General features: G+C 68.9%; 29 protein-coding genes. 19 read left to right on the forward strand and 10 right to left on the reverse strand.

Annotation, left to right across the window (positions count from 1 at the left end; genetic code table 11):
* The first annotated feature begins 201 nt into the window (after positions 1 to 201).
* The 3 genes from OG819_RS22210 to OG819_RS22220 are packed head-to-tail and all read left to right on the forward strand — an operon-like array spanning position 202 to position 3,589.
* Positions 202 to 1,785 carry a glycosyltransferase gene (locus OG819_RS22210; RefSeq protein WP_266650957.1) on the forward strand — a complete coding sequence of 528 codons (1,584 nt, stop codon included), beginning with the start codon at positions 202 to 204 and terminating at the stop codon, positions 1,783 to 1,785.
* Positions 1,779 to 2,525, forward strand: a complete 747-nt coding sequence (locus OG819_RS22215) for a class I SAM-dependent methyltransferase (RefSeq protein WP_266624395.1) — start codon at positions 1,779 to 1,781, stop codon at positions 2,523 to 2,525. The genes OG819_RS22210 and OG819_RS22215 overlap by 7 nt, the downstream gene beginning before the upstream one ends.
* Complete coding sequence (locus tag OG819_RS22220; RefSeq protein ID WP_266650958.1) at positions 2,522 to 3,589, forward strand: prenyltransferase; 1,068 nt, start codon at positions 2,522 to 2,524, stop codon at positions 3,587 to 3,589. Before OG819_RS22215 ends, OG819_RS22220 begins: the two co-directional genes overlap by 4 nt.
* A gap of 52 nt (positions 3,590 to 3,641) precedes the next feature.
* On the opposite strand, the gene OG819_RS22225 is transcribed toward OG819_RS22220, so the two are convergent.
* Positions 3,642 to 3,935, reverse strand: coding sequence for a hypothetical protein (locus OG819_RS22225; RefSeq protein WP_266414344.1), 294 nt, complete (start codon positions 3,933 to 3,935; stop codon positions 3,642 to 3,644).
* Positions 3,936 to 4,090: 155 nt separating this feature from the next.
* Here OG819_RS22225 and OG819_RS22230 point away from each other — a divergent pair, with 155 nt between their 5' ends.
* Complete coding sequence (locus tag OG819_RS22230; protein ID WP_266650959.1) at positions 4,091 to 4,651, forward strand: hypothetical protein; 561 nt, start codon at positions 4,091 to 4,093, stop codon at positions 4,649 to 4,651.
* A 21-nt stretch (positions 4,652 to 4,672) separates the two neighbouring features.
* Here the strand turns inward: OG819_RS22230 and OG819_RS22235 are convergent, their stop codons facing one another.
* The 4 genes from OG819_RS22235 to OG819_RS22250 form a co-directional block, all read right to left on the reverse strand.
* Positions 4,673 to 5,683 (reverse strand): LLM class F420-dependent oxidoreductase, encoded by a 1,011-nt coding sequence (locus tag OG819_RS22235; RefSeq protein ID WP_266650960.1) that lies wholly within the window; start codon positions 5,681 to 5,683, stop codon positions 4,673 to 4,675.
* A gap of 129 nt (positions 5,684 to 5,812) precedes the next feature.
* Positions 5,813 to 6,634: a hypothetical protein gene (locus OG819_RS22240; RefSeq protein ID WP_266650961.1), complete on the reverse strand. Its 822-nt coding sequence runs from the start codon at positions 6,632 to 6,634 to the stop codon at positions 5,813 to 5,815.
* A 161-nt stretch (positions 6,635 to 6,795) separates the two neighbouring features.
* A complete protein-coding gene (locus tag OG819_RS22245; protein WP_266650962.1) occupies positions 6,796 to 7,794 on the reverse strand; it encodes an N-acetylmuramoyl-L-alanine amidase in 999 nt (332 codons plus the stop codon).
* A 208-nt stretch (positions 7,795 to 8,002) separates the two neighbouring features.
* A complete protein-coding gene (locus OG819_RS22250) occupies positions 8,003 to 8,749 on the reverse strand; it encodes a GntR family transcriptional regulator (RefSeq protein WP_266650963.1) in 747 nt (248 codons plus the stop codon).
* A gap of 193 nt (positions 8,750 to 8,942) precedes the next feature.
* On the opposite strand from OG819_RS22250, the gene OG819_RS22255 reads away from it, so the two are divergent.
* The 15 genes from OG819_RS22255 to OG819_RS22325 all read left to right on the forward strand — a co-directional run bounded on the left by OG819_RS22255 (position 8,943) and on the right by OG819_RS22325 (position 16,474).
* On the forward strand, positions 8,943 to 9,191 hold the full coding sequence (locus OG819_RS22255) for a helix-turn-helix domain-containing protein (RefSeq protein ID WP_266650964.1): 249 nt from the start codon (positions 8,943 to 8,945) through the stop codon (positions 9,189 to 9,191).
* Positions 9,188 to 9,673, forward strand: a complete 486-nt coding sequence (locus tag OG819_RS22260; protein ID WP_266650965.1) for a hypothetical protein — start codon at positions 9,188 to 9,190, stop codon at positions 9,671 to 9,673. The genes OG819_RS22255 and OG819_RS22260 overlap by 4 nt, the downstream gene beginning before the upstream one ends.
* Positions 9,670 to 9,888 (forward strand): hypothetical protein, encoded by a 219-nt coding sequence (locus OG819_RS22265; RefSeq protein WP_266650966.1) that lies wholly within the window; start codon positions 9,670 to 9,672, stop codon positions 9,886 to 9,888. The genes OG819_RS22260 and OG819_RS22265 overlap by 4 nt, the downstream gene beginning before the upstream one ends.
* Positions 9,885 to 10,262 (forward strand): hypothetical protein, encoded by a 378-nt coding sequence (locus OG819_RS22270; protein ID WP_266650967.1) that lies wholly within the window; start codon positions 9,885 to 9,887, stop codon positions 10,260 to 10,262. The genes OG819_RS22265 and OG819_RS22270 overlap by 4 nt, the downstream gene beginning before the upstream one ends.
* On the forward strand, positions 10,259 to 10,447 hold the full coding sequence (locus tag OG819_RS22275) for a hypothetical protein (RefSeq protein WP_266650968.1): 189 nt from the start codon (positions 10,259 to 10,261) through the stop codon (positions 10,445 to 10,447). The genes OG819_RS22270 and OG819_RS22275 overlap by 4 nt, the downstream gene beginning before the upstream one ends.
* Positions 10,444 to 10,785: an HNH endonuclease gene (locus OG819_RS22280; RefSeq protein ID WP_266650969.1), complete on the forward strand. Its 342-nt coding sequence runs from the start codon at positions 10,444 to 10,446 to the stop codon at positions 10,783 to 10,785. Before OG819_RS22275 ends, OG819_RS22280 begins: the two co-directional genes overlap by 4 nt.
* Positions 10,785 to 11,150 carry a hypothetical protein gene (locus OG819_RS22285; RefSeq protein WP_266650970.1) on the forward strand — a complete coding sequence of 122 codons (366 nt, stop codon included), beginning with the start codon at positions 10,785 to 10,787 and terminating at the stop codon, positions 11,148 to 11,150. The genes OG819_RS22280 and OG819_RS22285 overlap by 1 nt, the downstream gene beginning before the upstream one ends.
* On the forward strand, positions 11,147 to 11,536 hold the full coding sequence (locus OG819_RS22290; protein WP_266650971.1) for a hypothetical protein: 390 nt from the start codon (positions 11,147 to 11,149) through the stop codon (positions 11,534 to 11,536). Before OG819_RS22285 ends, OG819_RS22290 begins: the two co-directional genes overlap by 4 nt.
* On the forward strand, positions 11,533 to 12,015 hold the full coding sequence (locus OG819_RS22295; RefSeq protein WP_266650972.1) for a hypothetical protein: 483 nt from the start codon (positions 11,533 to 11,535) through the stop codon (positions 12,013 to 12,015). The genes OG819_RS22290 and OG819_RS22295 overlap by 4 nt, the downstream gene beginning before the upstream one ends.
* Positions 12,012 to 12,530 (forward strand): hypothetical protein, encoded by a 519-nt coding sequence (locus OG819_RS22300; RefSeq protein WP_266650973.1) that lies wholly within the window; start codon positions 12,012 to 12,014, stop codon positions 12,528 to 12,530. Before OG819_RS22295 ends, OG819_RS22300 begins: the two co-directional genes overlap by 4 nt.
* A 682-nt stretch (positions 12,531 to 13,212) precedes the next feature.
* Positions 13,213 to 13,437 (forward strand): hypothetical protein, encoded by a 225-nt coding sequence (locus OG819_RS22305; RefSeq protein ID WP_266650974.1) that lies wholly within the window; start codon positions 13,213 to 13,215, stop codon positions 13,435 to 13,437.
* 81 nt (positions 13,438 to 13,518) lie between these two features.
* A complete protein-coding gene (locus tag OG819_RS22310; RefSeq protein WP_266650975.1) occupies positions 13,519 to 13,812 on the forward strand; it encodes a hypothetical protein in 294 nt (97 codons plus the stop codon).
* Between the two features lie 27 nt (positions 13,813 to 13,839).
* Complete coding sequence (locus OG819_RS22315) at positions 13,840 to 14,148, forward strand: hypothetical protein (protein ID WP_266650976.1); 309 nt, start codon at positions 13,840 to 13,842, stop codon at positions 14,146 to 14,148.
* Positions 14,149 to 14,362: 214 nt separating this feature from the next.
* Positions 14,363 to 14,890 carry a hypothetical protein gene (locus tag OG819_RS22320; protein WP_266650977.1) on the forward strand — a complete coding sequence of 176 codons (528 nt, stop codon included), beginning with the start codon at positions 14,363 to 14,365 and terminating at the stop codon, positions 14,888 to 14,890.
* Positions 14,891 to 16,252: 1,362 nt separating this feature from the next.
* Complete coding sequence (locus OG819_RS22325; protein ID WP_266650978.1) at positions 16,253 to 16,474, forward strand: hypothetical protein; 222 nt, start codon at positions 16,253 to 16,255, stop codon at positions 16,472 to 16,474.
* Positions 16,475 to 16,540: 66 nt separating this feature from the next.
* On the opposite strand, the gene OG819_RS22330 is transcribed toward OG819_RS22325, so the two are convergent.
* The 5 genes from OG819_RS22330 to OG819_RS22350 all read right to left on the reverse strand — a co-directional run bounded on the left by OG819_RS22330 (position 16,541) and on the right by OG819_RS22350 (position 23,883).
* Positions 16,541 to 21,184 (reverse strand): phage tail tape measure protein, encoded by a 4,644-nt coding sequence (locus OG819_RS22330; RefSeq protein WP_266650979.1) that lies wholly within the window; start codon positions 21,182 to 21,184, stop codon positions 16,541 to 16,543.
* Positions 21,185 to 21,190: 6 nt separating this feature from the next.
* On the reverse strand, positions 21,191 to 21,502 hold the full coding sequence (locus OG819_RS22335; protein ID WP_266650980.1) for a hypothetical protein: 312 nt from the start codon (positions 21,500 to 21,502) through the stop codon (positions 21,191 to 21,193).
* Entirely contained in the window at positions 21,499 to 21,786 is a 288-nt protein-coding gene (locus OG819_RS22340) for a hypothetical protein (protein WP_266650981.1), read from the reverse strand. Before OG819_RS22340 ends, OG819_RS22335 begins: the two co-directional genes overlap by 4 nt.
* On the reverse strand, positions 21,783 to 21,992 hold the full coding sequence (locus tag OG819_RS22345; RefSeq protein ID WP_266650982.1) for a hypothetical protein: 210 nt from the start codon (positions 21,990 to 21,992) through the stop codon (positions 21,783 to 21,785). The genes OG819_RS22340 and OG819_RS22345 overlap by 4 nt, the downstream gene beginning before the upstream one ends.
* A gap of 469 nt (positions 21,993 to 22,461) precedes the next feature.
* Positions 22,462 to 23,883, reverse strand: a complete 1,422-nt coding sequence (locus tag OG819_RS22350; RefSeq protein ID WP_266650983.1) for a phage major capsid protein — start codon at positions 23,881 to 23,883, stop codon at positions 22,462 to 22,464.
* Positions 23,884 to 23,943 lie beyond the last annotated feature (60 nt).

Below are 23,943 nucleotides of genomic sequence, written 5' to 3' on the forward strand. Positions count from 1 at the left end.
ACAGCATGGCAGACACTTCCGTGGGTCAGAACACATTCGCCCCGACGCTTCCGTCGTGGCGCGGATCACCTGATCCACTGCTCACAGAGGCGCTACCTGCCGGTAGATTCAGTCCTCCTCGAACGATCAAGTCTGAAACTTGTTCTAGATTAGCGTCCCGACGTAATCTCGCGGGAATGTGCAGGGAGAAGGGGGCCGTAAGTGACCGCTGAGGCCATGGAGGCGGGCCCCGGAGTGGGCGCGGCCACGGACGGCGACGGACCGCTGCGCATCGCGCTCCTCACGTACAAGGGGAACCCGTTCTGCGGCGGTCAGGGCGTGTACGTACGGCACCTCTCACGCGAACTGGCCCGCCTCGGCCACCGGGTCGAGGTCATCGGCTCCCAGCCCTACCCCGTGCTGGACGAGAACCTCCCTGAGCTGACCCAGCACCTCAGTCTCACGGAACTGCCCAGCCTCGACCTGTACCGCCAGCCGGACCCCTTCCGCACCCCCAAGCGCGAGGAGTTCCGCGACTGGATCGACGCGGTCGAGGTCGGCACGATGTGGACCGGCGGCTTCCCCGAACCGCTGACCTTCTCCCTGCGCGCCCGCCGCCATCTGCGCGCCCGACGCGGGGACTTCGACGTGGTGCACGACAACCAGACGCTCGGGTACGGGCTGCTGGGCGACGTCGGCGCGCCGCTGGTCACCACCATCCACCACCCCATCACCGTCGACCGCCAGTTGGAGCTCGACGCGGCCGAGGGGCGCCGGCGCCGCGCGTCCGTACGCCGCTGGTACGCCTTCACGCGCATGCAGAAGCGCGTCGCGCGCCGTCTGCCGTCCGTGCTCACCGTCTCCGGCAGCTCGCAACAGGAGATCGTCGACCACCTGGGCGTCGACCGGGACCGTGTCCACGTCGTGCACATCGGCGCGGACACCGACCTCTTCTCGCCCGATCCGTCCGTGCCGCAGGTACCGGGCCGCATCGTCACCACGTCCAGCGCGGACGTCCCCCTCAAGGGCCTCATCCACCTCGTCGAGGCGCTCGCCAAGGTGCGCACCGAGCACCCCGGCGCGCACCTCGTGGTCGTCGGCAAGCGCGCCGAGGACGGCCCGGTCGACCAGGCCATAGAGCGGTACGGCCTCGAGCGCGCCGTCGAGTTCGTCAAGGGCATCTCGGACGCGGAACTCGTCGACCTCGTACGGTCCGCCGAGGTCGCCTGCGTGCCCTCGCTGTACGAGGGGTTCTCCCTGCCCGCCGCCGAGGCGATGGCGACGGGGACGCCGCTGGTGGCCACCACCGGCGGGGCGATCCCGGAGGTCGCCGGACCCGACGGCGAGACCTGCCTCGCGGTTCCGCCCGGCGACTCGGGGGCGCTGGCCGCCGCGCTGAGCCGGGTGCTGGGGGACCCGGAACTGCGGGTACGGCTCGGCTCCGCCGGACGCGCGCGGGTGCTGGACCGATTCACCTGGGCCCGCGCCGCCGAGGGCACGGTGGCCCACTACCGCGAGGCGATGGCCCTCGCGGCGGCCCGTACCCCGGGCCGCGCCGCGGCCCCGACTCCCGTCCGCTCCGCGCCCGCCAAGACCACCACCGACCGGACGGACGTCGCACCGGAGGTCGCCACGCACGCGCCCGCCGTACCGACCGTCCCCGCTCGCGCCGCCGCCGCGTCGGACGGCGCCACGGTCGCCGCGGGCACCGTCGCGGGCGGTGTTCCCACCCACGGCCCCGTAGATTTCGGCCCGGCGACGGGCGTCACCCCCACCTCCGACCGTGAAAGCAGGGCCACGTGCTGACCGTCGACTTCTCCCGGTTCCCGCTCGCCCCGGGCGACCGCGTACTGGACCTCGGATGCGGTGCCGGCCGGCACGCGTTCGAGTGCTACCGGCGCGGCGCCCAGGTCGTCGCGCTGGACCAGAACGGCGAGGAGATCCGCGAGGTCGCCAAGTGGTTCGCGGCGATGAAGGAGGCGGGCGAGGCCCCGGTCGGCGCCACCGCGACCGCGATGGAGGGCGACGCGCTCGCACTGCCCTTCCCCGACGCCTCCTTCGACGTCGTGATCATCTCCGAGGTCATGGAGCACATCCCGGACGACAAGGGCGTCCTCGCCGAGATGGTGCGCGTGCTGAAGCCGGGCGGGCGCATAGCGATCACCGTGCCGCGCTACGGCCCGGAGAAGGTCTGCTGGGCGCTGTCCGACGCGTACCACGAGGTCGAGGGCGGCCACATCCGCATCTACAAGGCGGACGAACTGCTGGGCAAGATGAAGGAGGCCGGGCTCAAGCCGTACGGCACCCATCACGCCCACGCCCTGCACAGCCCCTACTGGTGGCTGAAGTGCGCCTTCGGCGTCGACAACGACAAGGTGCTGCCCGTGCGGGCTTACCACAAGCTGCTGGTCTGGGACATCATGAAGAAGCCCCTGGCCACCCGGGTCGCCGAGAACGCGCTGAACCCGCTGATCGGCAAGAGCTTCGTGGCGTACGCGACCAAGCCCCACCTGCCCCTCGACACCGCCGCGGTGGACGCTTCGTGACCACGCCCCGGACAGAACACCTCGTCCTGCCCGGGGTCCTCACCGCCGAGGAGGCAGCCGCCACGGTGCGGGCCATCCTCGGGGTGCAGCGACCCGACGGCGCCATACCGTGGTTCCGCGGGCACCACCTCGACCCGTGGGACCACACCGAGGCGGCCATGGCACTGGACGCGGCGGGGGAGCACGAGGCGGCCGAGCGGGCGTACGACTGGCTGGCCCGGCACCAGAACCAGGACGGATCCTGGTACGCGGCCTACGCCGACGGGGACGCGGACGACGTCACCGACCGCGGCCGCGAGACCAACTTCTGCGCCTACATCGCGGTCGGCGTCTGGCACCACTACCTCGCCACCGGCGACGACACCTTCCTCGACCGGATGTGGCCCGCGGTCTACGCGGCCGTGGAGTTCGTGCTGCGCCTCCAGCAGCCCGGCGGTCAGATCGGCTGGAAGCGCGAGGACGACGGCACGGCGGTCGAGGACGGTCTGCTGACCGGGAGTTCGTCCATCCACCACGCGCTGCGCTGCGCGCTCGCCATCGCCGAGCAACGCGAAGAGCCGCAGCCCGACTGGGAGTTGGCGGTCGGCGCGCTGCGGCACGCGATCCGCAGGCACCCCGAGCGGTTCCTCGACAAGGACCGCTACTCGATGGACTGGTACTACCCGGTGCTCGGCGGCGCGTTGACCGGCGCCGAGGCCAGGTCCCGGATAGCGGAGGGCTGGGACCGCTTCGTGGTCCCCGGTCTCGGCGTCCGCTGTGTCGTCCCCAACCCGTGGGTGACCGGCGGGGAGTCGGCCGAACTCGCCCTGGCACTGTGGGCCGTGGGCGAATCCGACCGCGCCCTGGAGATCCTCCAGTCCATCCAGCACCTGCGCGACCCGAAGACGGGCCTCTACTGGACGGGCTATGTCTTCGACGCCCGGACGATCTGGCCCGAGGAACTCACCAGCTGGACGGCCGGCTCGCTGCTCCTCGCCGTCGCCGCGCTCGGCGGCGACGAGCCGACCTGCGCGGTCTTCGGCGGCGAGCGTCTGCCGCCGGGGCTCGAAGCGGAGTGCTGCTGAGCCCTGTCGGCAGTCGGGCGAAGAGCCCGGTCGGCAGTCGGGCGGTGCCGGCTCAGTGGCGGTGCATTCGGTTGGCGATGGCGTGGCCGATGAAGAGGTACACGACGGCGGCCAGGCCGTAACCCGCGACCACACGTGCCCACGCCCTGTCGAAGGTGAACAGGTCGCGGGACCAGCCGGCCAGCCAGCTCGCCGCGTCGTGGACGAACTGGACCAGGTCGTTGGCCCGGTTCGCGTCCAGGAGGTACATCAGGATCCACAGGCCGAGGATGACGGCCATCACGTCGGCGACGATCGCGATGACCGTGCCCGCTTGGTTGGAACCGTTGCGATATCGAGGGGACATGCCCTCCGGGTTGCCGTGTATCCGTGGATGAAACCCGCGGGGACCGGAACCCGGACGCGTCGCTCGAGTGGCGCGGCGACCGCGTTCGGGTGAGCCTGCTGGAAGAGCCGTGTCTCCCGGAAACGGGAGAACCGTTCCCTTCCCCGGAGGACCCCGTGCCCGTACCGATGCGGCGCCTCGTTGTGGCGCTCACCGTCTGCTGCGCCCTGCTCGGTGGCGCCACGGCCTGCGGCAGTGGCAGCAGCGCCACCAAGGACACCGCCGTCGCGGCGGCCGCCACCCCGTCCAGCAGCAGCACCGTGGAGAAACAGAAGCTCTCCAAGACCCGCTTCGTGGCGAACGCGGGCCTCGCCGCCGGAGCCACCTACCAGTGGATCGTGAAGCCCTGGAAGGCCGACAAGTTCAAGAAGGGCGCCAAGGGCCGCAAACTCGCCCTGGTCAAGGCGGCCCTGGCCGGCACGTTCGCGTACAACCGGCTCAAGGCCGCGAAGAGGAACGCCGAGGGCGACCCCACTCTCTCCAAGGCTCTCGCCCCGCTCAGCGCCGGCATCGACTCCCTCAAGAACCTGCCGTCCAAGCTCCGCAAGGGCGACTCGACGGACGCGACCGCGGGTTCCTTCGACGACATCATCAACAAGGTGAAGGAAGCGGGCAAGAGCGCGGGAGCCCCGGTCACCGACAAGGTGCCGTCTTCCTCACAGCTGGCCAAGGGCTGAGCCCCGATCGCCTTGCCGTTCCTAGGAGTTGAGCTCGGCGAGAACCCGTAGCGAGTGAGGGTCCGGTGACAGCGCCAGCAGGTCTGTCACCGGGCCCTTGCGCCACAGCTCCAGCCGCTCGGCGATGCGTTCACGCGGTCCGACGAGGGAGATCTCGTCGGCGAAGGCGTCCGGGACGGCGAGCACCGCTTCCTGGCGGCGTCCGGCGAGGAACAGCTCCTGGATGAGCCGGGCCTCCTCCTCGAACCCCATCCGTGCCATCAGATCGGCGTGGAAGTTGCGCGCCGCGTGGCCCATCCCGCCGATGTAGAAGCCGAGCATCGCCTTCACGGGCAGCAGTCCCTCGGCGACGTCGTCGCAGACCCGGACATGGGCCATGGGCGCGACGAGGAAGTCGGCGGGCAGTTCGCTCAGCGCGGCCTCGTAGGCCCGCGGGCGGGTCGGCGACCAGTACAGCGGCAGCCAGCCGTCCGCGATCCGGGTCGTCTGCGCGATGTTCTTCGGCCCCTCGGCGCCGAGCAGGATCGGCAGGTCGGCGCGGAGCGGATGCGTGATCGGCTTCAGCGGCTTGCCGAGCCCGGTGCCGTCGTCGCCCCGGTAGGGATACTGGTGGAAGCGGCCGTCGAGCTCGACCGGCCCCTCCCGCCTGAGGACCTGGCGTACGACATCGACGTACTCCCGGGTCGCGGTCAGCGGCGACTTCGGGAACGGACGCCCGTACCAGCCCTCCACGACCTGCGGTCCCGACAGTCCGAGGCCGAGCATCACGCGCCCGCCCGAGAGATGGTCGAGGGTGAGGGCGTGCATCGCGGTGGTGGTGGGGGAGCGGGCGGCCATCTGCGCCACGGCCGTGCCGAGCCGGATGCGGGTCGTGTGCGCGGCGATCCAGGTCAGCGGGGTGAAGACGTCCGAGCCCCAGGACTCGGCGGTCCACACGGAGTGATACCCGAGCCGCTCCGCCTCCTGGGCGAGCGGCAGATGGTCCGCGGAGGGACCGCGCCCCCAGTAGCCGAGTGCGAGGCCGAGCCGCATGAACCCTCCAGGAGTTAGGTTCTGACGATGCGTCAGTCATGTGCACGCGCCAGCCGACTGTACGGCAACGGCCCCCCGCCCGGAAGGACGAGGGGCCGTGGGAGGCCGCATGGGCGCGGAAGCGGCAGGTCAGCCGCGCTGGATCCCCGAGGTGTCCTGCAGCACACCGCGACGGCCGTCCTGCGTCTGCGCCACCAGGTTCGCACCGCGCTGCTCCACGGCCAGGTACCAGGTGCCCGGCGCGAGTTCGGCGATCGGCGCCTGCGAACCGTCCTCCGAGAACAGCGGACGCGGCACCGGCACGGCGAACCAGAACGGCGAGAAGTCACCGGCGGGCGGCTGTGCCTGCGGGGTCGGCGCCTGCTGCGGCTGGCTGGGCTGACCGCCGAACACCTGCCCCTGCTGTGGCTGACCACCGAAGGGCTGACCCGGCTGCTGGGCACCGGGGTAGCCGTAACCCCCGGGCGGCTGGGCGCCGTAGGGCTGGGGCGCGGCCGGCTTGGGAGCGGGGACGAGCGCGGCCTGCAGGGCCGGGACGAGGGGAGTGGCGATCGCGGCGCCGGCCATGATCAGCGTCGCGATGAAGGCGAGGACGAGGCCGGTGCCGGCGCTGACATTGTCCCCGCTGGCGGCGCCGCCCACCGGGTCGAAGAGGTTCCCGAGCGCGCTCCACGCGGCGAATACCGTGAACGCGACGCCGAACTGACCGAGATCGAGTCCGACGATCTTGGGCACCTGCGGCAGGCCGTGGGAGACGACGACCAGTGCGGCCCCGATGATGCCGGCCAGGACCACGCTCAGCAGGAGCGGCCCGTTCGACCAGGCGCTGGGGATGTCGACGCTGCTCGAGACCCCGTCGACCGAAAAATTGTCGAGGAACGACGCGATGAACAGCAGTACCGCTGCTCCGATCACCACGCCGTCGCCTCGAGTGAGGGAGCGGATATTCACTTCAGGTCCTTCGTCAGTCGTCTCGTCGTCGGTGGAGGCGTCGCTGACACCATGTCGCCGTCAGGCCCTGGTGTGAAGCGTTCGGGGGGTGGCCCCTCATCGTAGGGACGACACTATCGCCCGTCCGATCAGGGTGTCCGTCGGGTTCGATGCGCCGATCACTACCCGCGCAGGAAACTCACGATTCCCTCAGAGATCCCACGCGCCGCCTTCTGCCGCCATACGCCGCTGGTCAGCAACGCGGCGTCCTTGCTGTCGCGCATGTTGCCGCACTCGATGAACACCTTCGGAACCGTTGACAGATTGAGACCGCCGAGATCACCGCGGACGTCGAGTCCGGTACCGCCGCCGATGTAGTTGGAGGGCGCGCTGCCGGTGTCGCGGACGAAGTTGCCCGCGATGCGCTCGCCCAGATCGCGGGACGGGGCGACGATCGCGCGGGTGTCGGCGGCGCCGGAGTGGACGGACGCGGGAAGGATGACGTGGAAGCCGCGGTTGCCGGCCGCGGAGCCGTCCGCGTGGATGGAGACGACCGCGTCGGCGTGCGCGCTGTTGCCGATCCGGGCCCGCTCGTCGACGCACGGGCCCCAGGAACGGTCGCCGTCCTGGGTCAACTTCACCGTGGCGCCCTCCTGTTGCAGCAGCGTGCGCAGCCGGCGGGCTACGTCGAGCGTGAACCGGGCCTCCGAGTAACCCGCGTTGGTCGACGTGCCGGTCGTGTCGCACTCCTTCCAGTTCGTGCCGATGTTCACCTTGCGGTTGATGTCGGCCGAGTGCTGGAAGTTGCCGGGGTTGTGGCCCGGGTCGATGACGACGACCTTGCCCTTGAGGGAGCCCGCGACGGCGGGCAGGTCCGAGGCGGCGGAAGTGGCGGGGCCGGAGAGGGTCGAGCTCGGCGGCTTGCCGTCGTCCGTCCCGGACGCGGTCGGTGTCCGCGCCGTGGAGGAGGACCCTGGTGCCGCGGACGAGGACCCGGGTGCGCGGGCCGAGGCGGTCGACCGGGCCGACGTACTGCCTCCGCCGCCCGAGTCCCCCACCGCCTGCCACACCAGCCACCCCACCAGCGCCCCCGGCACCAGCGCGGCGATCGCCACGGTCATCGGCCCGCGCCGGGAGCGGCGGGGGCCGGGAGGATCGAAGTCAGGGCCTACGTACGACACGTCTGCCACCATACCGGCTGTCCATCATGTACACAGGGATAGAGGAAGAACTCGTTTCCCCAGGTCAGACGCCATCGAATGACTCTCGCGCACACAGCTTGTGAGATATGCGTGAGACACGGAGCAAAAACGCGACCCCTGTCCAGTGAAGTCCGGGCAGGGGTCGTTTTGTGTCCCGCCTGACTCCACTAGGCGGACGGCTGTTCGGTCACGCCCCCTCCCCGACGTCGTACTCAGCCGAGAGGGTTCGGCCCGGCGGGTGGAGGTCAACCGCGTACTCGGTGATGTCGCCGTTCTGATCCGAGTACTGATTGGTCATCACGAGCACGATGGTTCCTGGTGCGACATCGAGGAGTTCCGCGGCATCGTCGGGCGTGGGGCGCGTCGTCACGGTGTCTCGGCGGCGCACTACGCGCCGGCCCGTTCGTTCCTCGACCAGAGCGAAGGTCATTCGGGGCAGTGGTTCAGCCCGAATCAGTTCCGGCGCTGCCTCGGCGAGTGATCCCGCGAGCCAAGACGTCGACAGGGCGCTCACGCCCTCGTCGTCGATATACCGGCGCTGGCGCCGGATGACCGGCTCCCCCGGCTGAATTCCGAGTGAGTCGGCGACGTCCTCGGGGGCAGATGTCAGCTCTGCCGCGATGATCTCGACGCGCTCGCCATCGCGGAAGCCATCGCCCCCGGCGCGCACCAGCGTCAGCCGAGTTGCGCCTGCCGTGAGCGGCTTACGTGCGGCAACGACGGTGCCGACGCCTGGTGTGGCGACGACGTACCCCTCGGAGCGGAGCTCAGTGAGGACACGTGCCGCCGTGGCTCGGCTGACGCTCTCAGTCTCCATGATCTGACTCACGGACGGCACAGCGTCGCCTGGCTGCAGCTCACCACTGTCGATGCGCCCGATGACCTGGTCTGCGATGCGGCGGTACGGCGCCTTACCTGAGGCGTCTCGAACCATTGAGAGTTTCTCCCTTCTAGAATGTTCTGGAAGTTTGTTGACTTCCTTAGGTGTTCTAGAACATCCTAGTCCTGTGCCCGCCGCTTCGGCAGTTCGGCGCAAGTCAGACACGCAGAAGGCCCCAACGGGATGTTCACGGTGCTCGTAACACCGTGCCCGCTGAGGCCACGCACCCAGAGAGTTGAGGTCTCAGATGCACGTTGAGCTTACCTCGCCTGCCCTTGAGCAGGCTCCGGAGCGCAAGAGGCCGCTCCGAGTCAAGGACATCGCCGCCGCTCTGCGGGTGGACAAGTCCACCGTCTACGTGGAGATCAAGGCTGGCCGTCTGGCCTCGTACCGCGTCGGTACCGGTCGCGGCACGATCCGCGTCTCCCGCGCCGCCTTCTCGCAGTACCTCACCGACCGCGGCATCCCGGCGAGCGAGCTGGCGGTGACGCTGTGACCACCAACGTCACCCCGTTCCCCGCGATCACGCCCGGCTACCAGCTGGTGCCCGCCAAGGTTGGCCGCAGGAACGCGACCTCGGCGATCGTCTACATCGAGTGCCCCACCTGGTGCGTCGTCGACCACGTTGGCGAGCCCGAGGTGAGCGTCGAGGACATCACCCACAGCACCAACGACACCAGCATCGTCACCCACTCGCTCGACAGCCGCGGGATCGTGCACGTCCTGATGGCGATGCTGAAGACCGACCCGACCGCCGAGGACACGCGGCTGCGGGAGGCGCACATCGTCCTCGACGACGAGACCAACTTCGCCTGCCTCACCCCGGAGATGGCGGAGAAGCTCGCCGACGACGTGATCGGCTTCGCGTCCGAGCTTCGGCACATGGCCCGCACGGCTCGCCTGCACAACCGCCCCACGCCCGACTCTGACCCGAACATGGACGAGGCCCTGCGCCGGGTCCGCGGGGGTCGGGCATGAGCGCCTCCTATGACCCGCTGTACGGCCCGGATGACACGACCCCGGCTCCCGAGTCCCTCGCCGTCGAGATCGCCGTCACCCGGCGGATCCTCGACGAGACCGCCGTCCTCAACATCCACGACGACAGGGACATGCTGAAGGCCGCCGTGGCACTCAACTGCCGTGTCCGCGGACTGCTCGCCGCCCTCGACGCCGAGCGGGGTGAGGGCAAGTGAGCGCCCCCCGCACGGTCACGCTGCAGACCGTCGACCGCGGCCCGGTCACCATCCCGGAGCCGGGGTGGTGCCGGGGCCACGAGGGCGAGCCGCCCGTCTACCGCTCGGATATCACGCACAACAGCGTGACCGTGAAGGCTGCGGCGCACACCGACAGCCGGGGCCGTGTGCAGCTGCTGCAGGCCCACATCTCCCACGCCCCGTACCTCGAGCTCCACACGGAGCCGGACCCGGTCGTGTCCGTACAGCTGGACTGCGTCGAGGACTTCACCGCCGAGGACATTCCCCAGTTGCTGGAGGGCCTGCGCTCGGCCGAGCGGGTCCTGACGTTCGTCGCGGCCGAGGCGCTCCGCCTGCGGGGTGAGCAGTCGTGAGCGCCTCGACGATCGCCCGCCCGACGGAGGACGCGGCGATGCGGATCTACCGCCCGACGCCCCTGCCGTCCGCCGAGCTGGTTGCCGACCGCCTGATCGCGGCCCGCGCGACGGACGACCGGTACGGCGCCCGCCACTTCTCCGCCCTCCTCGACCGCATCCTCGAGGGAGGTGGCGGGCGATGACTCGCGGCATCAACGCCAAGACGGCCGCGGGCCGGCAGCGGCTCATCGAGTCGATCGCCTCCCGGAAGCGGCAGGGATGGCAGTGCCTGTACTGCCGGGCCCCGTTCACCGAGGAACTCCGCCCGACCCTCGACCACTTCATCCCCTACTCGCTGTGGCGCACGGGCTGGCAGCACAACCTCGTCCTTGCATGCGAGCCCTGCAACAACGCCAAGGCTGACGCGCTCCCGTGGACCATCGCCTACCTCCTGCTCGAGCGCGTCCGCAAGCACGCCGACTGGCGCCGCGCCTGCCTCGACTGGCCCGCCGACCCGAACCTCTACGAAAGGGCAGCGTGATGAACGCCCCGCACGAAGAGAAGCCGTTCATCTTCACCTGGCATGGCCTCGAGGCCGACGCCCTGCGCCTGACCTTGCGGTACACGCAGGACCAGATGGCGGAGCAGCTCGGATGCGCCACCCGCACCGTCGCCCGCTGGCGCGAGGTGAAGCGGGGCCGGATCTCCATGCCGGTCCAGGAAGCGCTGGACGCCATGTACGAGCAGCTGACCGAGATCCAGGTGCGCCGCTTCCTGTACGCGCTGAAGCAGGGCCAGCCGCGCGAGGTGACGTCCCCGGTCGTCATGGCCGCGGAGATGACCCTCATGCAGGCCCGCATTAACGAACTGCAGGCGCAGGTCGAAGCGAAGGAGCAGCAGTCATGACCATCCCCCTGAAGAAGTCCGGGGCGTCTGCCGCCCTTCCGCCGGCAGCGACCACGACCATGGTCGACGCCTACGACGAGCCGCACGTCACCCTGACGCTCCGCGTGACCGTCACCCGCGACCAGCTGGCGGGAGCCCTCGACTTCGCCGCCACCACCGCCCGCGGCGAGGAGGGGCACCCCGACACCTGGACGGTTGAGCAGATCCGCAACTGGACCGAGGGCAGCATCGCGTTGATGGACTGCCTGGAACTGCAGCAGAGCGGCGAAGCGATGGCGACCCTGGCCGCCGGGCCCGTCGACGGTGACGGATCCCTGATGGAACTCGTTCAAGCTCTCTACCGGGCCATCGACCGCGCCTACCCCGCCCCGGGGGTGACGGCATGAAGACGCCGCCGATGTTCTACCCGCAGGAGGACGGGAAGCTCGCCGAGATTCCGGAGGAGCACGCCGCGATCCTGGAGCTGTACCGGGACCGGATGCCGGTCGTCTGGGAAATCCAGGAGACGGGCCCGCACTACCTGTACGACCTGATCGATGTCGACGAGGAGCCCTACGGCACCCCGCAGCCCGGGGCGCTCGAGACGGCCTCCAGCCGCGTCGCCGCCTACCTGAAGGCCAAACGGCTCGGCGGCGACCCCACGGTCCCCGACTTCGAGCGCCTGGCCGTGGCGGCGATCCGCGCCTACGTCGAGGAGATGGGCGTCTTCGCCGGCTCCCTGTCGCACGACGACGGCCCGGAGGCTGTCGAGCGGTCCATCAAGACGGAGACGGCCCGTGCGGGCCGGAAGATGAAGACGGCCGCCGATCGTGCCGTCCGCGACCACGCGACGAACCTCGTCGAGAACTGGTGGGTGAAGGCATGAAGGCCATCGACAGCAACGGACACCTGTTCTCCGAGCACCCCACGGCGGGCTCCCACTGCATCGGCTGCGGGCATGCCCCGGACGCGCCGGAAGCGGGGCGCCGCTGTGGGGACGCCGAAGGGCTCGCCGCGGACATGGAAGTGATCGCCGACCGCGTCCGGCCCGGCACGTACAAGATCTGGGTGCAGCAGCCGGGGACCGGCTCGAGCCTCGTCACCGCGACCCCGCTCGCGGCCGACGCCCTCGACGCCCACGGGCATCTGTGGATGTTCGACGGCGGAGGATCGGACCTCGACGACCCGTACACGTGCGGGCTGTGCCTCGAGCCGAAGTGGCGCAGCTACGGCGAGACGTGCGAGAAGGCGCGCCCCATCGACGAGATCAACGCGGAGCGGTCCGCATGGATCCGCGAGCACGCCATCGGGACGGCGTTCTTCGTCCCCGACGGGCAGCCCTACGCGGTCGCCCTCGCCCGCCTCAAGGAGACCCGCCGGGCAGTGCCAGCGGCAGCCTGAACGCGCACGTCGAATCCCAAATCAAGACCTCCCCGTGAGGGGGTCTGGGAGGCGAAGAGTTGCCAGCGTGTTCCTCAAATGCCCCCCTCCCCGCGAGGGGGGTTCGGGAGGGCTCCGATGGCAGGTCAAATCCCAAAAGGGTCTGGTCCCGTCCGGACCCTGGCGGGGGTCTCCAACCGCAGGTGGAATCCCAACGACCCCCCTCGCGGAGGGCTCCGAAACTCGCAGGTCGTTACCGATCTACCCCCCCTCTCTGGAGGGGAAGTTCGCAGGCCGCATCGCAAGTGCTCGGACCCTCGCGGAGGGGGTGGGCATTTGGACAGCACGCTGCGACGACAGGGGCCCGCGGAGAGCGCGTCGACCGCAGGTCGCGATCCAAACACCCACCCCTCGCGGGGCGGAAAGTTCGCAGCGTGCGATCCAAGTCAACGGCCCTCCGCGGCGGGTGTTCCCGCAGCGTCTTCCACATCTACCCCCTGCCCGTCCGGGGCCCGGTCCCAACTCTCACGGGGACCGGTTCCCGGGGGCCGGCGGACACCCGCACAACCCTTTACGCCCAAGGGCTCCGAGCCCTTTACCCCCAAGGGTCCGCGGGGTTCGCCATGAACCTCGCGACCCGCTTCCCGTAAGGGCGGGGCACGCCTCCCGGTGCGTCCCGCACACACCCCGAAAGGATCACAGAATGCTCCGCAAGAAGAACAACCGGCAGACGGCGGACACGGTCACCTACGCGGCCGTCGACGACACCGACGAGGCCGTCGCGACCAAGCTGCGCACGATGGCGCGGGAGACCTCGAACCCCGACCTGGCGAACGCGTGGAGCTCGGTGGCCGCCGCAGCCGAGGACGGCCGGCTGTCCCCCGCGATCCGGCGCGAGTACGCCCGCGGTACCCAGTTCGCCCAGTAGGCCCGGACCCAAAGCACCCGGATCCGGGTGCACTTCCCAGACCGGTCGGGAGAGGCCCGGCCGCAACCCGAGAGGACAACCGTGTTCCGTCGCTTCCGTAAGACCCCGAACCCCCAGCCGCAGGCCGTCGACCCCGCCACGTTCGCCGCTGGCCTCCGCGCGTTCGCCGACGACATCGACGCCGGCGACACGTTCGCCCTGGACTGCATCGGCCCGCGCGGCGAGCTGCCGTCAACACCCGGACAGTGGGCCGCCTACCCGACGTCGGCGGGCCGCCAGGTGCGCATCGCGTACTTCGGCCAGCCCGGACCGGGCGAGATCCCCGCCGCCATCGAGGACCAGCTGTGGGAGCAGCTGGCCGCCGCCCGCGCCTGACTGACCAGAATCACGAGAGGAATCAACGTGAACGAGATCGAACCCATCACCGAGAAGCCGGGCACGGACGTTCTCGCCGGCGCCTGGTCCGTCGACCGGCACCTGTCGCCGCTCGCCCTGTTCGACCCCAACCGCAGCGCTATCTGCGCGCAGTACCAACTGGCCCTGGTCGACGACAGCAGCAACGAAGCCCGCGCCCACGTCGCCGCAGCACGCCGGCATCTGCAGGCCGCGGTGAATGCCCCGGGTCTGAACTCCGGGAGCACCAGCCACCCGGCCGAGTTCCTGCGCGCAGTGTGCAGGTCGCTCGACACGATCACCCGCGGCTGGGACTGACCCCGCCCGCACGACAGGGCCCCCGGCCCGCCCCGGACTCCACACGGGACGGTACGGAGGCCCTGTCGTTCGCCGGTACGGAGAGCCCTCTGGCAGGTGAACGTCCGGCCCGTGCGCGCACGTGCGCGCGTAGCAGTACGGACGTTCATCTGTCCCGCGGGTGAATGAACGAGTGAACGATGGCCACGGGACAGCTCGGCCATAGACTCCGCGCATGGAGGGGTGGAAGTTCTGGTGGGGGATCGGCGCCTTCTTTCTCGGGGGCCTGGCGACGCAGTTGAACGGCTGGCTGACGTACCGGAGGCAGCGCGCGGACAAGCTGGCAGACGAGCGGGCAGCCGTCGTGCAGCGGCGCGAGGAGTTCGAGCTCCGGCACCTCGTCGAGGTCAATCAGCTGCTTCGGGATCTGATGGCCGGCCTGCTGCAACTGGCGACAGCGGCCAGACTGGAGCGGTATGACGCCTTCCCTGAAGAGGAGATAGGCGAGCGTTATGCGACTGGCCAAGCCGCGGTGACTGCCGCCGAGGAAGCACTAGTTGCCCAGGTCGGATTCATCTTGGATGACCGGTTGCGTGCGCTCGTCGAGGTTGCCATCGACGCCGTAGACGAGGCGGTAGCGGATGTCTTGTCCGAAGAGATGGCGCATGGCGCCCTGCGGGCAGCTGGGCAGGCGTCGCGCCCGGCTTTCGCGGCTCTCTCGGCTCGCGTCCGTGAGTTGTACGCCGGCCGCGCGCTGCCCTGATCCGTCCCCGGGACGGGGGTCTCCATGCCGTGGAGACCCGGCGGGACCCCGGCGCGGACCCGGCAACTACCCGGCGGGACCCGGCGGAAATCTTGGATGTTATGCAAGGTTGCCGGGTGCTCGCCGGGTCTGCGCCGGGTGCAAACCGGGCGGCTGCCGGGTCGCGGGCAGGGTGTCACACCGGGGTCACGCCCCCCGTGACCCCGGCCGTGACCATCGGGGGCACGCAGGTCAGACCCGTGACCCGGGTCGTGACGGGTCGTGATTTTGGGCCTTGTCGTCGTGACGACGGTAACGACCCATCACGACCCCGTCACGACCAGTGTCACAACCCATTGATCCCGGTTTGTCTATCAGACAGACATTGGACATGATCAAGGGATCTGCAGGAACGAGGTCGGACAGACATCGGACAGTCGCGGACAGGTGGCCATGGTTTGGTGATCGTTTGTCCGACGTCTGTCCAAGGTCGACCTGCGGGTTTCCGGTTGCTGTCCGACGCCTGTCCGGTCGAAATGCCGGGAGTGCACCCCTGACAAACCCCTGTCAGGGCGTGGCGGCCGACGTCCGTACCGGCGCCTGCTGTCAGGGGTCTGTCAGGGGTGCGTCCTGCGGCGAGCCAGGGCGTGACAGGGGTTTGTCAGGGCGGACATGTACCGGTTTGCCCCCGGACAGATGATCTCCTTGACCCGGACAGTGGGTGGACGCTGTCCGGACAGCGTCCGGGTCGGAAGATCGATTGACCGGGTGGCTGTCCGGGGCGTATCAGGATCTTTCAGGCGGCTGTCCGGGTGGTCGACCGACCGCTTTGCCCGGTCTGTCGCCCGGTCGACGATCAAGGGGACCCGGTCGACCGACCACCCTCGAAGATCAACGACCACCCTCCCGACCGGGGTGCAGACCGGGCAAATCTACTGATCACGCCCCTGCTCAGTGCTGCTCAGCGCCACAAACCCGCAGGTCGCGCCTGCTCAGAAGCCTGATCAGGCCCTGCTCAACGACTGCTCTGAGCAGGCCCTGAGCACCCCCCAAACCATGACAGAGCACCCCCTGAGCAGGGTCTGATCAGGGCCATATTCCCCCGTTCGACTGAAGCCGGACGGACCACGCAACGACACTGACGGAGGACTGAACGATGAACTGTCCGAACTGCGGAGCTTGGGCCTATCAAGACAACCTGGGCCGATGGATCTGCTCCAACCATTGCGGCTGGGAGACCGGGATCGTCCCGGGATTAGGAGGCAGCTATGAACTGTCCGAACTGTGGCGCGGCAACCTCGCAGGGACCGGGCGGAGGCTGGTTGTGCGGCAACTGCGGATGGCAGAGCGGGTGCGCGCCTGCCCCGCGGGTAGTCTCGGCCCATGACGCAGGAATGGGCACCGGAAGCCGCACCAGGCACTGATCCGGCCGCGAGGCTGGCCGACTCGGAGATCACGGTGACGGAATGCCGTGACTGCGGCGCCGAGGTGCACGGCCTGAACGGGCGCTACGCCTGCGGGCTCTGCGGCTGGGTCAACCACTGGTCGCAGGGGTCCACCGCTCTTCCGCGAGCCGAAGACGACCCGGACTATCCAGGCAGCTGACGTACAGAGCGGGGCCAGGCCCCGGCCGGATCATCCCCGGCCGGGGCCTTCGCTTCCCTTCACGAACTACCTGCGCCCCACCTTGGCCCGGTACGCCTGCGTGTCCGCAGACGCCTTGACGATCGGCTTCACGGTGCCGCGAATGAGGCCGAGGAGCTCGCCGGAGTCGAGTACCAGCTGCCCAGTGACGTGCTGCTCGCCGACTTGCTGTTCAAGTGCCGCGGCGAGGCGTTCCCAGATCTCGTTCTGGGCGCTCTGGCCCTGACCAGCCTTGGTCGGGACGTAGCGGCGGCGCACGGACACACCGGACGCGGTGTCGGCGAGACGCTGCGCTGCTCCCCCGACGAGGTGGCTGTGCATGTCCATTCCGGCGACCCAGCCGAGGACGACGTTCTTGCCGATCTCGTCGCGCATGACGACCGACGGGCTCTTGATCTTCAGCGCCTTCTTGATCGACGAGATCAAGCTCTTTGCGAGCTTGTCGATCTGCTTCTGGAGGTCCTTCTCCGTGGCCTTCAGCCCGGCCAAGAACCCTTCACCAGCGTGCTTCCCGGTGTCGTACATCAGGTCGGCCATGTCGCGTCCGAAGCTGGTGGCCAGCTTCCCGCCGGACGCCACCAAACTGTTCAGCTTGCCGATGTCCTGGGTGGTGACGTTCCTCTGGCCGAGGATCGTCGCGAGCTGACTGCCCGGACCTGCATCCGACAGCTGCTGGAGCAGGGCCTTGCTGGCGCCGCGCGCCTTCAGTGACTTGGACAGGCCCACGAAGCTGGACGCCGTCTTCTGCTGGCCGCTCATCTGCGAGATGAGGGAGCCGATGTCGGTGGCCGACGTCCCGGAGATGGACAGGAAATCGGTGATCTTCGAGGCCTGGTCGGACGCGTAGGCGTTCGCCGCGGCGATGGTCTTCTGCACACTGGCCCGCCGGTCGGCCAGTTTCTCCAGCTGGCCACCCTTCTTCTGGACGCTGGCAGCGGTGCGGTTATAGCCCGCGTTCAGCAACTTCGTGGCCAGGCTCTTGATCGCCGATGCGATAGACGACGACGTGCCCGTGCTCAGCGTCTTCAGGAGCCCGGTGGCGATCGTGTTGGCGATCGACGTCTTCGCCGACCGTTGCGCGTTCTTCAGCGCGATGTTCGCCGCGGCGAGTTCCTTCTGTGCCGCCCGGAGGCGGGTCTCTGCCGCCTGGACGCCCTTGTGTCGCCGCTTGGCGCGCGCCACATCGTCCTTCGCGTCCTGGACGCGCTGGTGGTCGCGCCGCACCCGGTCGGCGGCGTTGGTGATGGTGCCGGAGGCGTAGCCGGGCAATTTGATGCCGTTGGCCTTGGCGAACGCCATCGACTGCGGGTGACTGAGGACGTCCTCTCCGCCCTTGAAGTTCACCAGCTCCGGCCCGCGCTCGCCGACCCAGGCCAGGCCCTTGGTCGCGCCGTCGGTGCCCTTGGCGTACCAGTGCGGGGAACGAGAGAGCCATTGCGAGTAGGCGTTGAGAGGGTTGTCGTACCGCTCGGCGATATACGACAGGCCCCACTTGATCTGCGTGGCTGCGTTCGTCTTCCAGTCGCCGCCCGCCGACGCCATCTTGCTCGCGGGCAGGGACTGCGGGATGCCATACGCCCCGCTGGACTTGTTCAGCGCCTTCTCGTTCCAGCCGCTCTCCCCGTTCCACAAGTTCTTCAGCGCGGCCCACTGCGGGCCGGACCAGCCGCGGGCGGCCGCCAAGACCTGACCGATCTGCTGGTTCGCTGACGAGCCGCCGCCGCTACCGCCCAGACCGAGGAAGCTGAGGGCGTCGCCCCCGAGGCCGCCCAGCGCCTTCAGGGCCTTGCTGCCCAGGTGCTTTGCAGAGATGAGTCCGTGCTTGATGAAGCCGCCAAGGGCCTTGGGCAGGCTGCCGAACACCTTCTCGGCGATCTCCTTCGGGTGCGTCTTGGCCATTCCCATGACCAGGCCCTTGGTCAGCGACTTGCCGATGCCGATGAACACCTTCGAGGGCGAGTTGATCCCGAAGTGCTTCCTGACCCAGCCCACGATCGGGTCGACGAAGCTCTTCTTGACCCAGTCGCCGATTGTCTTCACCTTGTCGACGACGCCGTCCTTCAGGCCGGACACGAGCGCGCCGCCCTTCTCGAACAGCCAGCTCCCTGCCTTGCCGAAACGGCCGAGGACCGGGCTGACGATGTGCGAAGTCGTCCACGTGCCGATCGCCTTCGCGCCCGCGCCGATACCGCTCTTAAAGCCGGAGACCAGCGAACGGCCCTTACCGATCAGCCAGCTTCCGGACCTGGCCATCCACCTGGCAATGGGCGCCAGGATGTGGTCGAATACCCAGCCACCGATGCCGCTGGCCACCTTGCTCACGCCGCTCTTGAAGCCGCTGACGAGAGAGCGGCCCTTGGACAGCAGCCATGTCCCGGCACGCGAGAAGCCGTGGATCACGGGGTCAATGATCCACGTCTTGGCAAAGCTGCCGATGGCTCGGCCGCCCCGGGCGACACCGCTGCCGAAGCCACGCGCCAGGTCGGCGCCCTTGCCGAGCAGCCAACTACCTGCCCTCGCGAAGGGGCGGACGATGACCTTCGTGAAGTCGAGGATCTTCTTCGTCAACCAAGCGGAGGCGGACTCGATGCCGGAGCCGACAGCCCGCGGGATGAGTCCGGCCGCGGTGCGCAGACGGCGCGCCGGGCCCATGACAAAGCGTTCCAGGAGATCCCGGGCGATGCCCGCAGCCGCCGGGAACGCATCCTTGAATCCCTTGGCGATGCCGCGCCCGATCGGACCGAAAATTTTGCCGAGGCCCTTCTCGATCCACCCGCCGAGCTTTCCGACGCCCTTGAGTAGCGGCTCGAAGACCTTGAGGAACGGGATGTGCTCGAAGACCTTGGCCAAGCCGCCCGCGAGCCGTCCGATGGGGATGACGGAGATGACCGCGATGATCGTGTCAAGCCAGTGCTTCTTCCAGAAGTCGAGGCTGAACAGCGGGTTGAACAGCGACGTGATGAAGCCGATCGCGAGCGGGATCGCTGACGCGCCGAAGCCCTTGCCAATCTCGACGAAGTCCAGGCCCGCGAAGATCTTCGCGATCTTCTTGGTGAAGTCGGCGGTGTGCTTGCCGACCCAGCCGATGGCGTCCCCGAGGCCCTTGCCGAGGATCGAGCCCAGGTTGCCCCAGTTGATGTCTTTGAAGCCGCCGCTGATGGCCTTGCGGATCGTCTCGCCGATCTTCTGAGCGGCACTCTTGGGGGGCTTCGCCTTCGGTGAAACGAGCGAGGCCACCAGGCCGGACCCGCCATGCGGCATGGGGGCCAGGGCGGGTCCCAGCGAACCAGTGGTGGGCGCCACTTGGCCCACGCCGAAGTGCGGCATCGGCGCGAGTGCGGGCCCCTTGGAGGCCGCGGCTGTCTTGCTGCTGCCCAGGTGTGGGGAGGTGTCGAACAGGCCGCCCAGCAGATCCGAGGTGGCCTTCTTCGTTCCGGAGAAGCCCTTGAGGAAGTCCCCGATGAGGCCCTGCGCTTGGGAGAAGCCTTGCTTGATCTGGTCCACGGGAACGATCGAGGCCATGGCCCGGCCGAAGCGCGCGGCGGTCGGCATCGCATCGGTGGCCAGGAAGTGGATGAACGACGTCACCGGCGGCAGCACCTTCGTGCCGACCCGGATGCCCATGACCTCCAAGTTCGAGGTGAGCAGGTGCCATTGCGCCTCGGCCGTCTTGCGCTGCATCTTGACCGCGTCGTCGAACTTGCCCGTGCTGCGGTTGATCTGCTCCTGCTTCTTCTCGAGGACGTCGAGATTGTTGAGCATCAGCAGGATGCCGCTCGAGGAACGGCCGCCACCGAACGCGCGGGACAGCAGCTGGGACTGCTTGGACGCGGACAAGCCGCTCTTGTCGAGGTGCTCCTTCAGGAGTCCGATGGCGCCGATCAGTCCCTTTGGACCGCGCATGGCGTCGGCGAGCTGGAGACCGGTCAACCCGATCTTGCCGAGCTGCTTTTCCGCCGCCTTGGACGGGGCGCCGAGCAGCGAGAACGACATCCGCAGCCGGGTCGCGGCCGATGCGGAGTCGATGCCCTCGTCCGTCATCAGGGCCAAGGCGGCACCGACCTGCTTCATCGACAGGCCGAACGTCTTCGCCGACGGCAGGATGCCGGTGCCGATCGCGGCATTGAACTGGTCCATCGACATGTTGCCCGCGCCGATGATCGCGTTCACGGTGGAGACAGCCTCATGGAACGAGGTGGCGCCCTTGATGCCAGTACGCCACGCACCCGCCAGCGCATTGGTGGTCTCTTCCAGGTTGGCGTGACCGACCGCGGCGAGGTCGCTGGCTTCCTTCAGCGCCTTCATCGCGGACACGTTGTCCATGCCGACGCTCTTCAGGTGGTACAGCGATTCCGCGAGGTGCTGCGGGCCCTGCTGGGTGGACGTGCCCAGCTTCAACACCTGGTCGCTCAGGACTTTGACGTCCTTCGCGGTGCCGCCGGCCTGCGTCGAGATGCGGGTCATCTCGCTTTGGAACTTCGCGGCAGACTTGGCGCCTTCGGCGAGCCCCACCGCAAGCCCTGCAGCCACGGCCGCGCCAGCCATCTTCGCCGCAGCCCCGAGCTTGCCCAGCGTCCGGTCCAGACCCGACGCCGAACGGCCCACGCTGTTGAACGTCCTGGAAGCCGCATCGTGGGCTATGAGCTTGTAGACGATCGCCGAGCTAGCCATGCCGCATCACCGCCGGCCGTCAGGAGCGGGCAGCAGCATCGCCGCCAGCTGCTCACGCCGAAGCCGGATCTGCGTCTCGACCGCGGCCCGCTCCCGGGCGGCCGACGGATCCTCGCGGCGCTGCTCCAAGACGATCCGAATCGACGACAGGCACCCCTTTGAAGCCCCGTCCCGCAGCGCGTTCGCCTCAATCCAGCCCGGCAGTGCCGGCGGACTGTCGGGCATCTCTCCCCAGTGCGGAGGGAACACTCCGCGCACGGTGAGCGGGTTCGGCCCGTACAGCGGATCGTCACCGGCCGCGTACTCGACCCGGCTCACGAGACGAGATCCGATCGTGCAGCAGACGGAAGATCCGCCTCGCTCACATACAGGAGCCGGCAGTTGTTGCCGTAGCCCGGAATGCCGTCCCACGCCGGACGGACCACCCGCCGCTCGAACTCTTCGCCTGCAGCAACGCCAGCCTGTCGGCCCAAGTCCTCGTACTGCAGCACATGGAAGGTGTTGCCCGCCTTCCTGCGCATAGCCATGTGGGCTTCAGCCACCGCCTCGGCGCGGGCCGCCTGCCACGCTTTGCACGCTTCCAGGAACTCGGTCCACGTCATCGGCGCTCACCGCCCCCGATGGAGCGCACCTCGACGGCCGCGGCGTCCCACGGCAGAAGGTCTGTCAGGTTGAGCGCGCGGCTCTCCAGGGCGGCCTGTACGACGCGCACAGCCCGCCCGAGCTTCACCGGGTCGGAGGCGTTGCGTTCGGCCGCGTAACGCTGCACAGCGGCCGTAGCCGCCGCGGTACGGGATGGATCGGACATACGAAAGGCTCCTCATCGAAGACCGCGCTACTGCGCTGTTGTCTCGACGGGAGCCCGCTCGCCACCGCACCCGAAGGTGCCTACGGCCGGCGCTTGTTCGCTACCGGCGGCCGAGCAATATCAACTTCCGCGTTACGCCACAGTCCGTTGTGTGCTTCACCGAACCCAGAGCGGGTCGTCGACCGGGTGCCCCCTAGTCGACGCCGTGACAGTCCGGCTACGCGGTCCAAGACCGAGAACGCCTACCTGAGTTGACGGTAACACGCAACGTCACTCCGACAACATGCGCAAATTCAGTTATGGGCTGGCCGGGAATCCCGCCATCAGGGATCCCCGGCCAGCAGGGCCGCGCGACAGGCGGCGCGGCCAAGCGGGCGGGTGCTGCCACCGGACCCGGTCCAGGACCGGGTGGCACTCCAGCAGCTCGAGGGCCGTCAACCCCGACACCCAAAACCCGCAGGTCAGAGGCTCAGAACGATGGGGAGACCAAGCCGGAACCGCCAATTTCGACCACGCTGGCGGGGTACCGGGCGGCCGTGAAGGCGAGGTAGCCGTAGATCTGCAGGCGGACCGTCAGGTTCCCCGACCCCACATCCGGCAGGACGCGGGAGCGGATGCCCGACTCGAACAGCAGCAGATCGGAGGCACGGAGCACGTGGACGACGTCCTCGTTGGTTGCGGCGCCGAGCGTCGTCGGCATCGACGGGTCGGTGACCACGGGCAGGCCGTGCATCTGCCCGACGACCTGCTGAGCACCGACGACACCGAGCGTGCCGATCGCGTTCTGCGGGTTCCCGGCGTCCGGAACCACGAGCGGACGCCCGTTGGAGTCGGAAGCGGCGAGCAGGTAGGCCCACCGACGGGGGTGCATGACGATGACCGTCGGCGGCATGAAGCGCAGAGTGTGGATGCGCTGCACCGCGTCCGCGATCTTCGAGTACAGCTGAGCAACCGTCGGAGTCGCCGACGTGTAGGTGACCGTCGTGATACCCGACGTGCCACGCACACCCGTCACCTGGCCGGCCGAGCCCGAGCCCGAGATGACCTGCAGGTCCAGCTTCGTCGCATAGTCGGCGACCAGGTCACGGAACACGATCTGATCGAAGCTGATCGGCGACTGGTCCAGCAGCTGCACGGCCACGTCCTGCTGGCCCGCGATCGTGCGGACGGGAGCCGTCACGGACGTGTCCGTCAGGTCGGTCTCCTGCACGGCCGCGTTGTCCGCGGTCTGCACCGCGGTGCCGGTGCCAGTGGCGAGCTTGGGGATGTTGATGCTGTCCGTTCCGGGCGGCAGCGCCTGGCCGTCGCACAGGTTCGCGTAGGCGCGGCCTGCACGGGCCAGCTCGAGGTACTGCTGCATCAGCCACAGCGGCGGGACCGCGAAACCCCCGGAGCCGTCGGTGCGGTTGAGGTCGCGGAACTCCGGCTTCGCGGAGAACTCGGCCACGTCCACGGCATGCCGGCGCAGCCGCTCGACCGACTGCCCGTCGGCGTCCATGTTCAGCTGGACCCGCATCATGTCCTGCAGGTACGAGCGGCCGTTGCCCTGCTCGTAAGTGCGGGCCTCCGACACCGAGTCGACGCGGGCGTTGGCCCGCTTCACCGCGAGGGCGCCCGCGGTGAGGGTGCGGGAGCGCTCCGCCTCTTCCGACAGCTCCTGGATGCGCTCGTCGATGCGCGCGAGATCGCCGTCCTTGTACTTGATCTGCGCGGTGAGCTCGCGGAACTCCTTGTCCTCTTCGGGAAGGAGGTGGTCGCGGCACTCTTCCTCGGCGAGGTCGGTGATGCCCTTGCGTCGCGCGACGAGCTGCTCGCGCTCCTTGGCGCCCTGCTCGCGCCTCTTGATGAGCCGCTTGAAGTGCTCGTTCGCCTGCAGGTCGGTGGAAGACACAGAAAACCCCTGATGGGTGCATGCGTCGCATGCGCTCCAGTGCCAGGGGCGGCGTCGCTG

It is taken from the genome of Streptomyces sp. NBC_01549 (genome assembly GCF_026339955.1).
In the GTDB taxonomy this organism is placed as follows: domain Bacteria; phylum Actinomycetota; class Actinomycetes; order Streptomycetales; family Streptomycetaceae; genus Streptomyces.

Bases quoted from the DNA above. Each gene is read 5' to 3' on its own strand.
- OG819_RS22225 (WP_266414344.1), bottom strand. From the start codon at position 3,935: ATGTCCCCTCGATATCGCAACGGTTCCAACCAAGCGGGCACGGTCATC.
- OG819_RS22235 (WP_266650960.1), bottom strand. From the start codon at position 5,683: ATGCGGCTCGGCCTCGCACTCGGCTACTGGGGGCGCGGTCCCTCCGCG.
- OG819_RS22250 (WP_266650963.1), bottom strand. From the start codon at position 8,749: ATGGTTCGAGACGCCTCAGGTAAGGCGCCGTACCGCCGCATCGCAGAC.
- OG819_RS22255 (WP_266650964.1), top strand. From the start codon at position 8,943: ATGCACGTTGAGCTTACCTCGCCTGCCCTTGAGCAGGCTCCGGAGCGC.
- OG819_RS22265 (WP_266650966.1), top strand. From the start codon at position 9,670: ATGAGCGCCTCCTATGACCCGCTGTACGGCCCGGATGACACGACCCCG.
- OG819_RS22280 (WP_266650969.1), top strand. From the start codon at position 10,444: ATGACTCGCGGCATCAACGCCAAGACGGCCGCGGGCCGGCAGCGGCTC.
- OG819_RS22285 (WP_266650970.1), top strand. From the start codon at position 10,785: ATGAACGCCCCGCACGAAGAGAAGCCGTTCATCTTCACCTGGCATGGC.
- OG819_RS22290 (WP_266650971.1), top strand. From the start codon at position 11,147: ATGACCATCCCCCTGAAGAAGTCCGGGGCGTCTGCCGCCCTTCCGCCG.
- OG819_RS22295 (WP_266650972.1), top strand. From the start codon at position 11,533: ATGAAGACGCCGCCGATGTTCTACCCGCAGGAGGACGGGAAGCTCGCC.
- OG819_RS22300 (WP_266650973.1), top strand. From the start codon at position 12,012: ATGAAGGCCATCGACAGCAACGGACACCTGTTCTCCGAGCACCCCACG.
- OG819_RS22305 (WP_266650974.1), top strand. From the start codon at position 13,213: ATGCTCCGCAAGAAGAACAACCGGCAGACGGCGGACACGGTCACCTAC.
- OG819_RS22320 (WP_266650977.1), top strand. From the start codon at position 14,363: ATGGAGGGGTGGAAGTTCTGGTGGGGGATCGGCGCCTTCTTTCTCGGG.
- OG819_RS22325 (WP_266650978.1), top strand. From the start codon at position 16,253: ATGACGCAGGAATGGGCACCGGAAGCCGCACCAGGCACTGATCCGGCC.
- OG819_RS22330 (WP_266650979.1), bottom strand. From the start codon at position 21,184: ATGGCTAGCTCGGCGATCGTCTACAAGCTCATAGCCCACGATGCGGCT.
- OG819_RS22340 (WP_266650981.1), bottom strand. From the start codon at position 21,786: ATGACGTGGACCGAGTTCCTGGAAGCGTGCAAAGCGTGGCAGGCGGCC.
- OG819_RS22345 (WP_266650982.1), bottom strand. From the start codon at position 21,992: ATGTCCGATCCATCCCGTACCGCGGCGGCTACGGCCGCTGTGCAGCGT.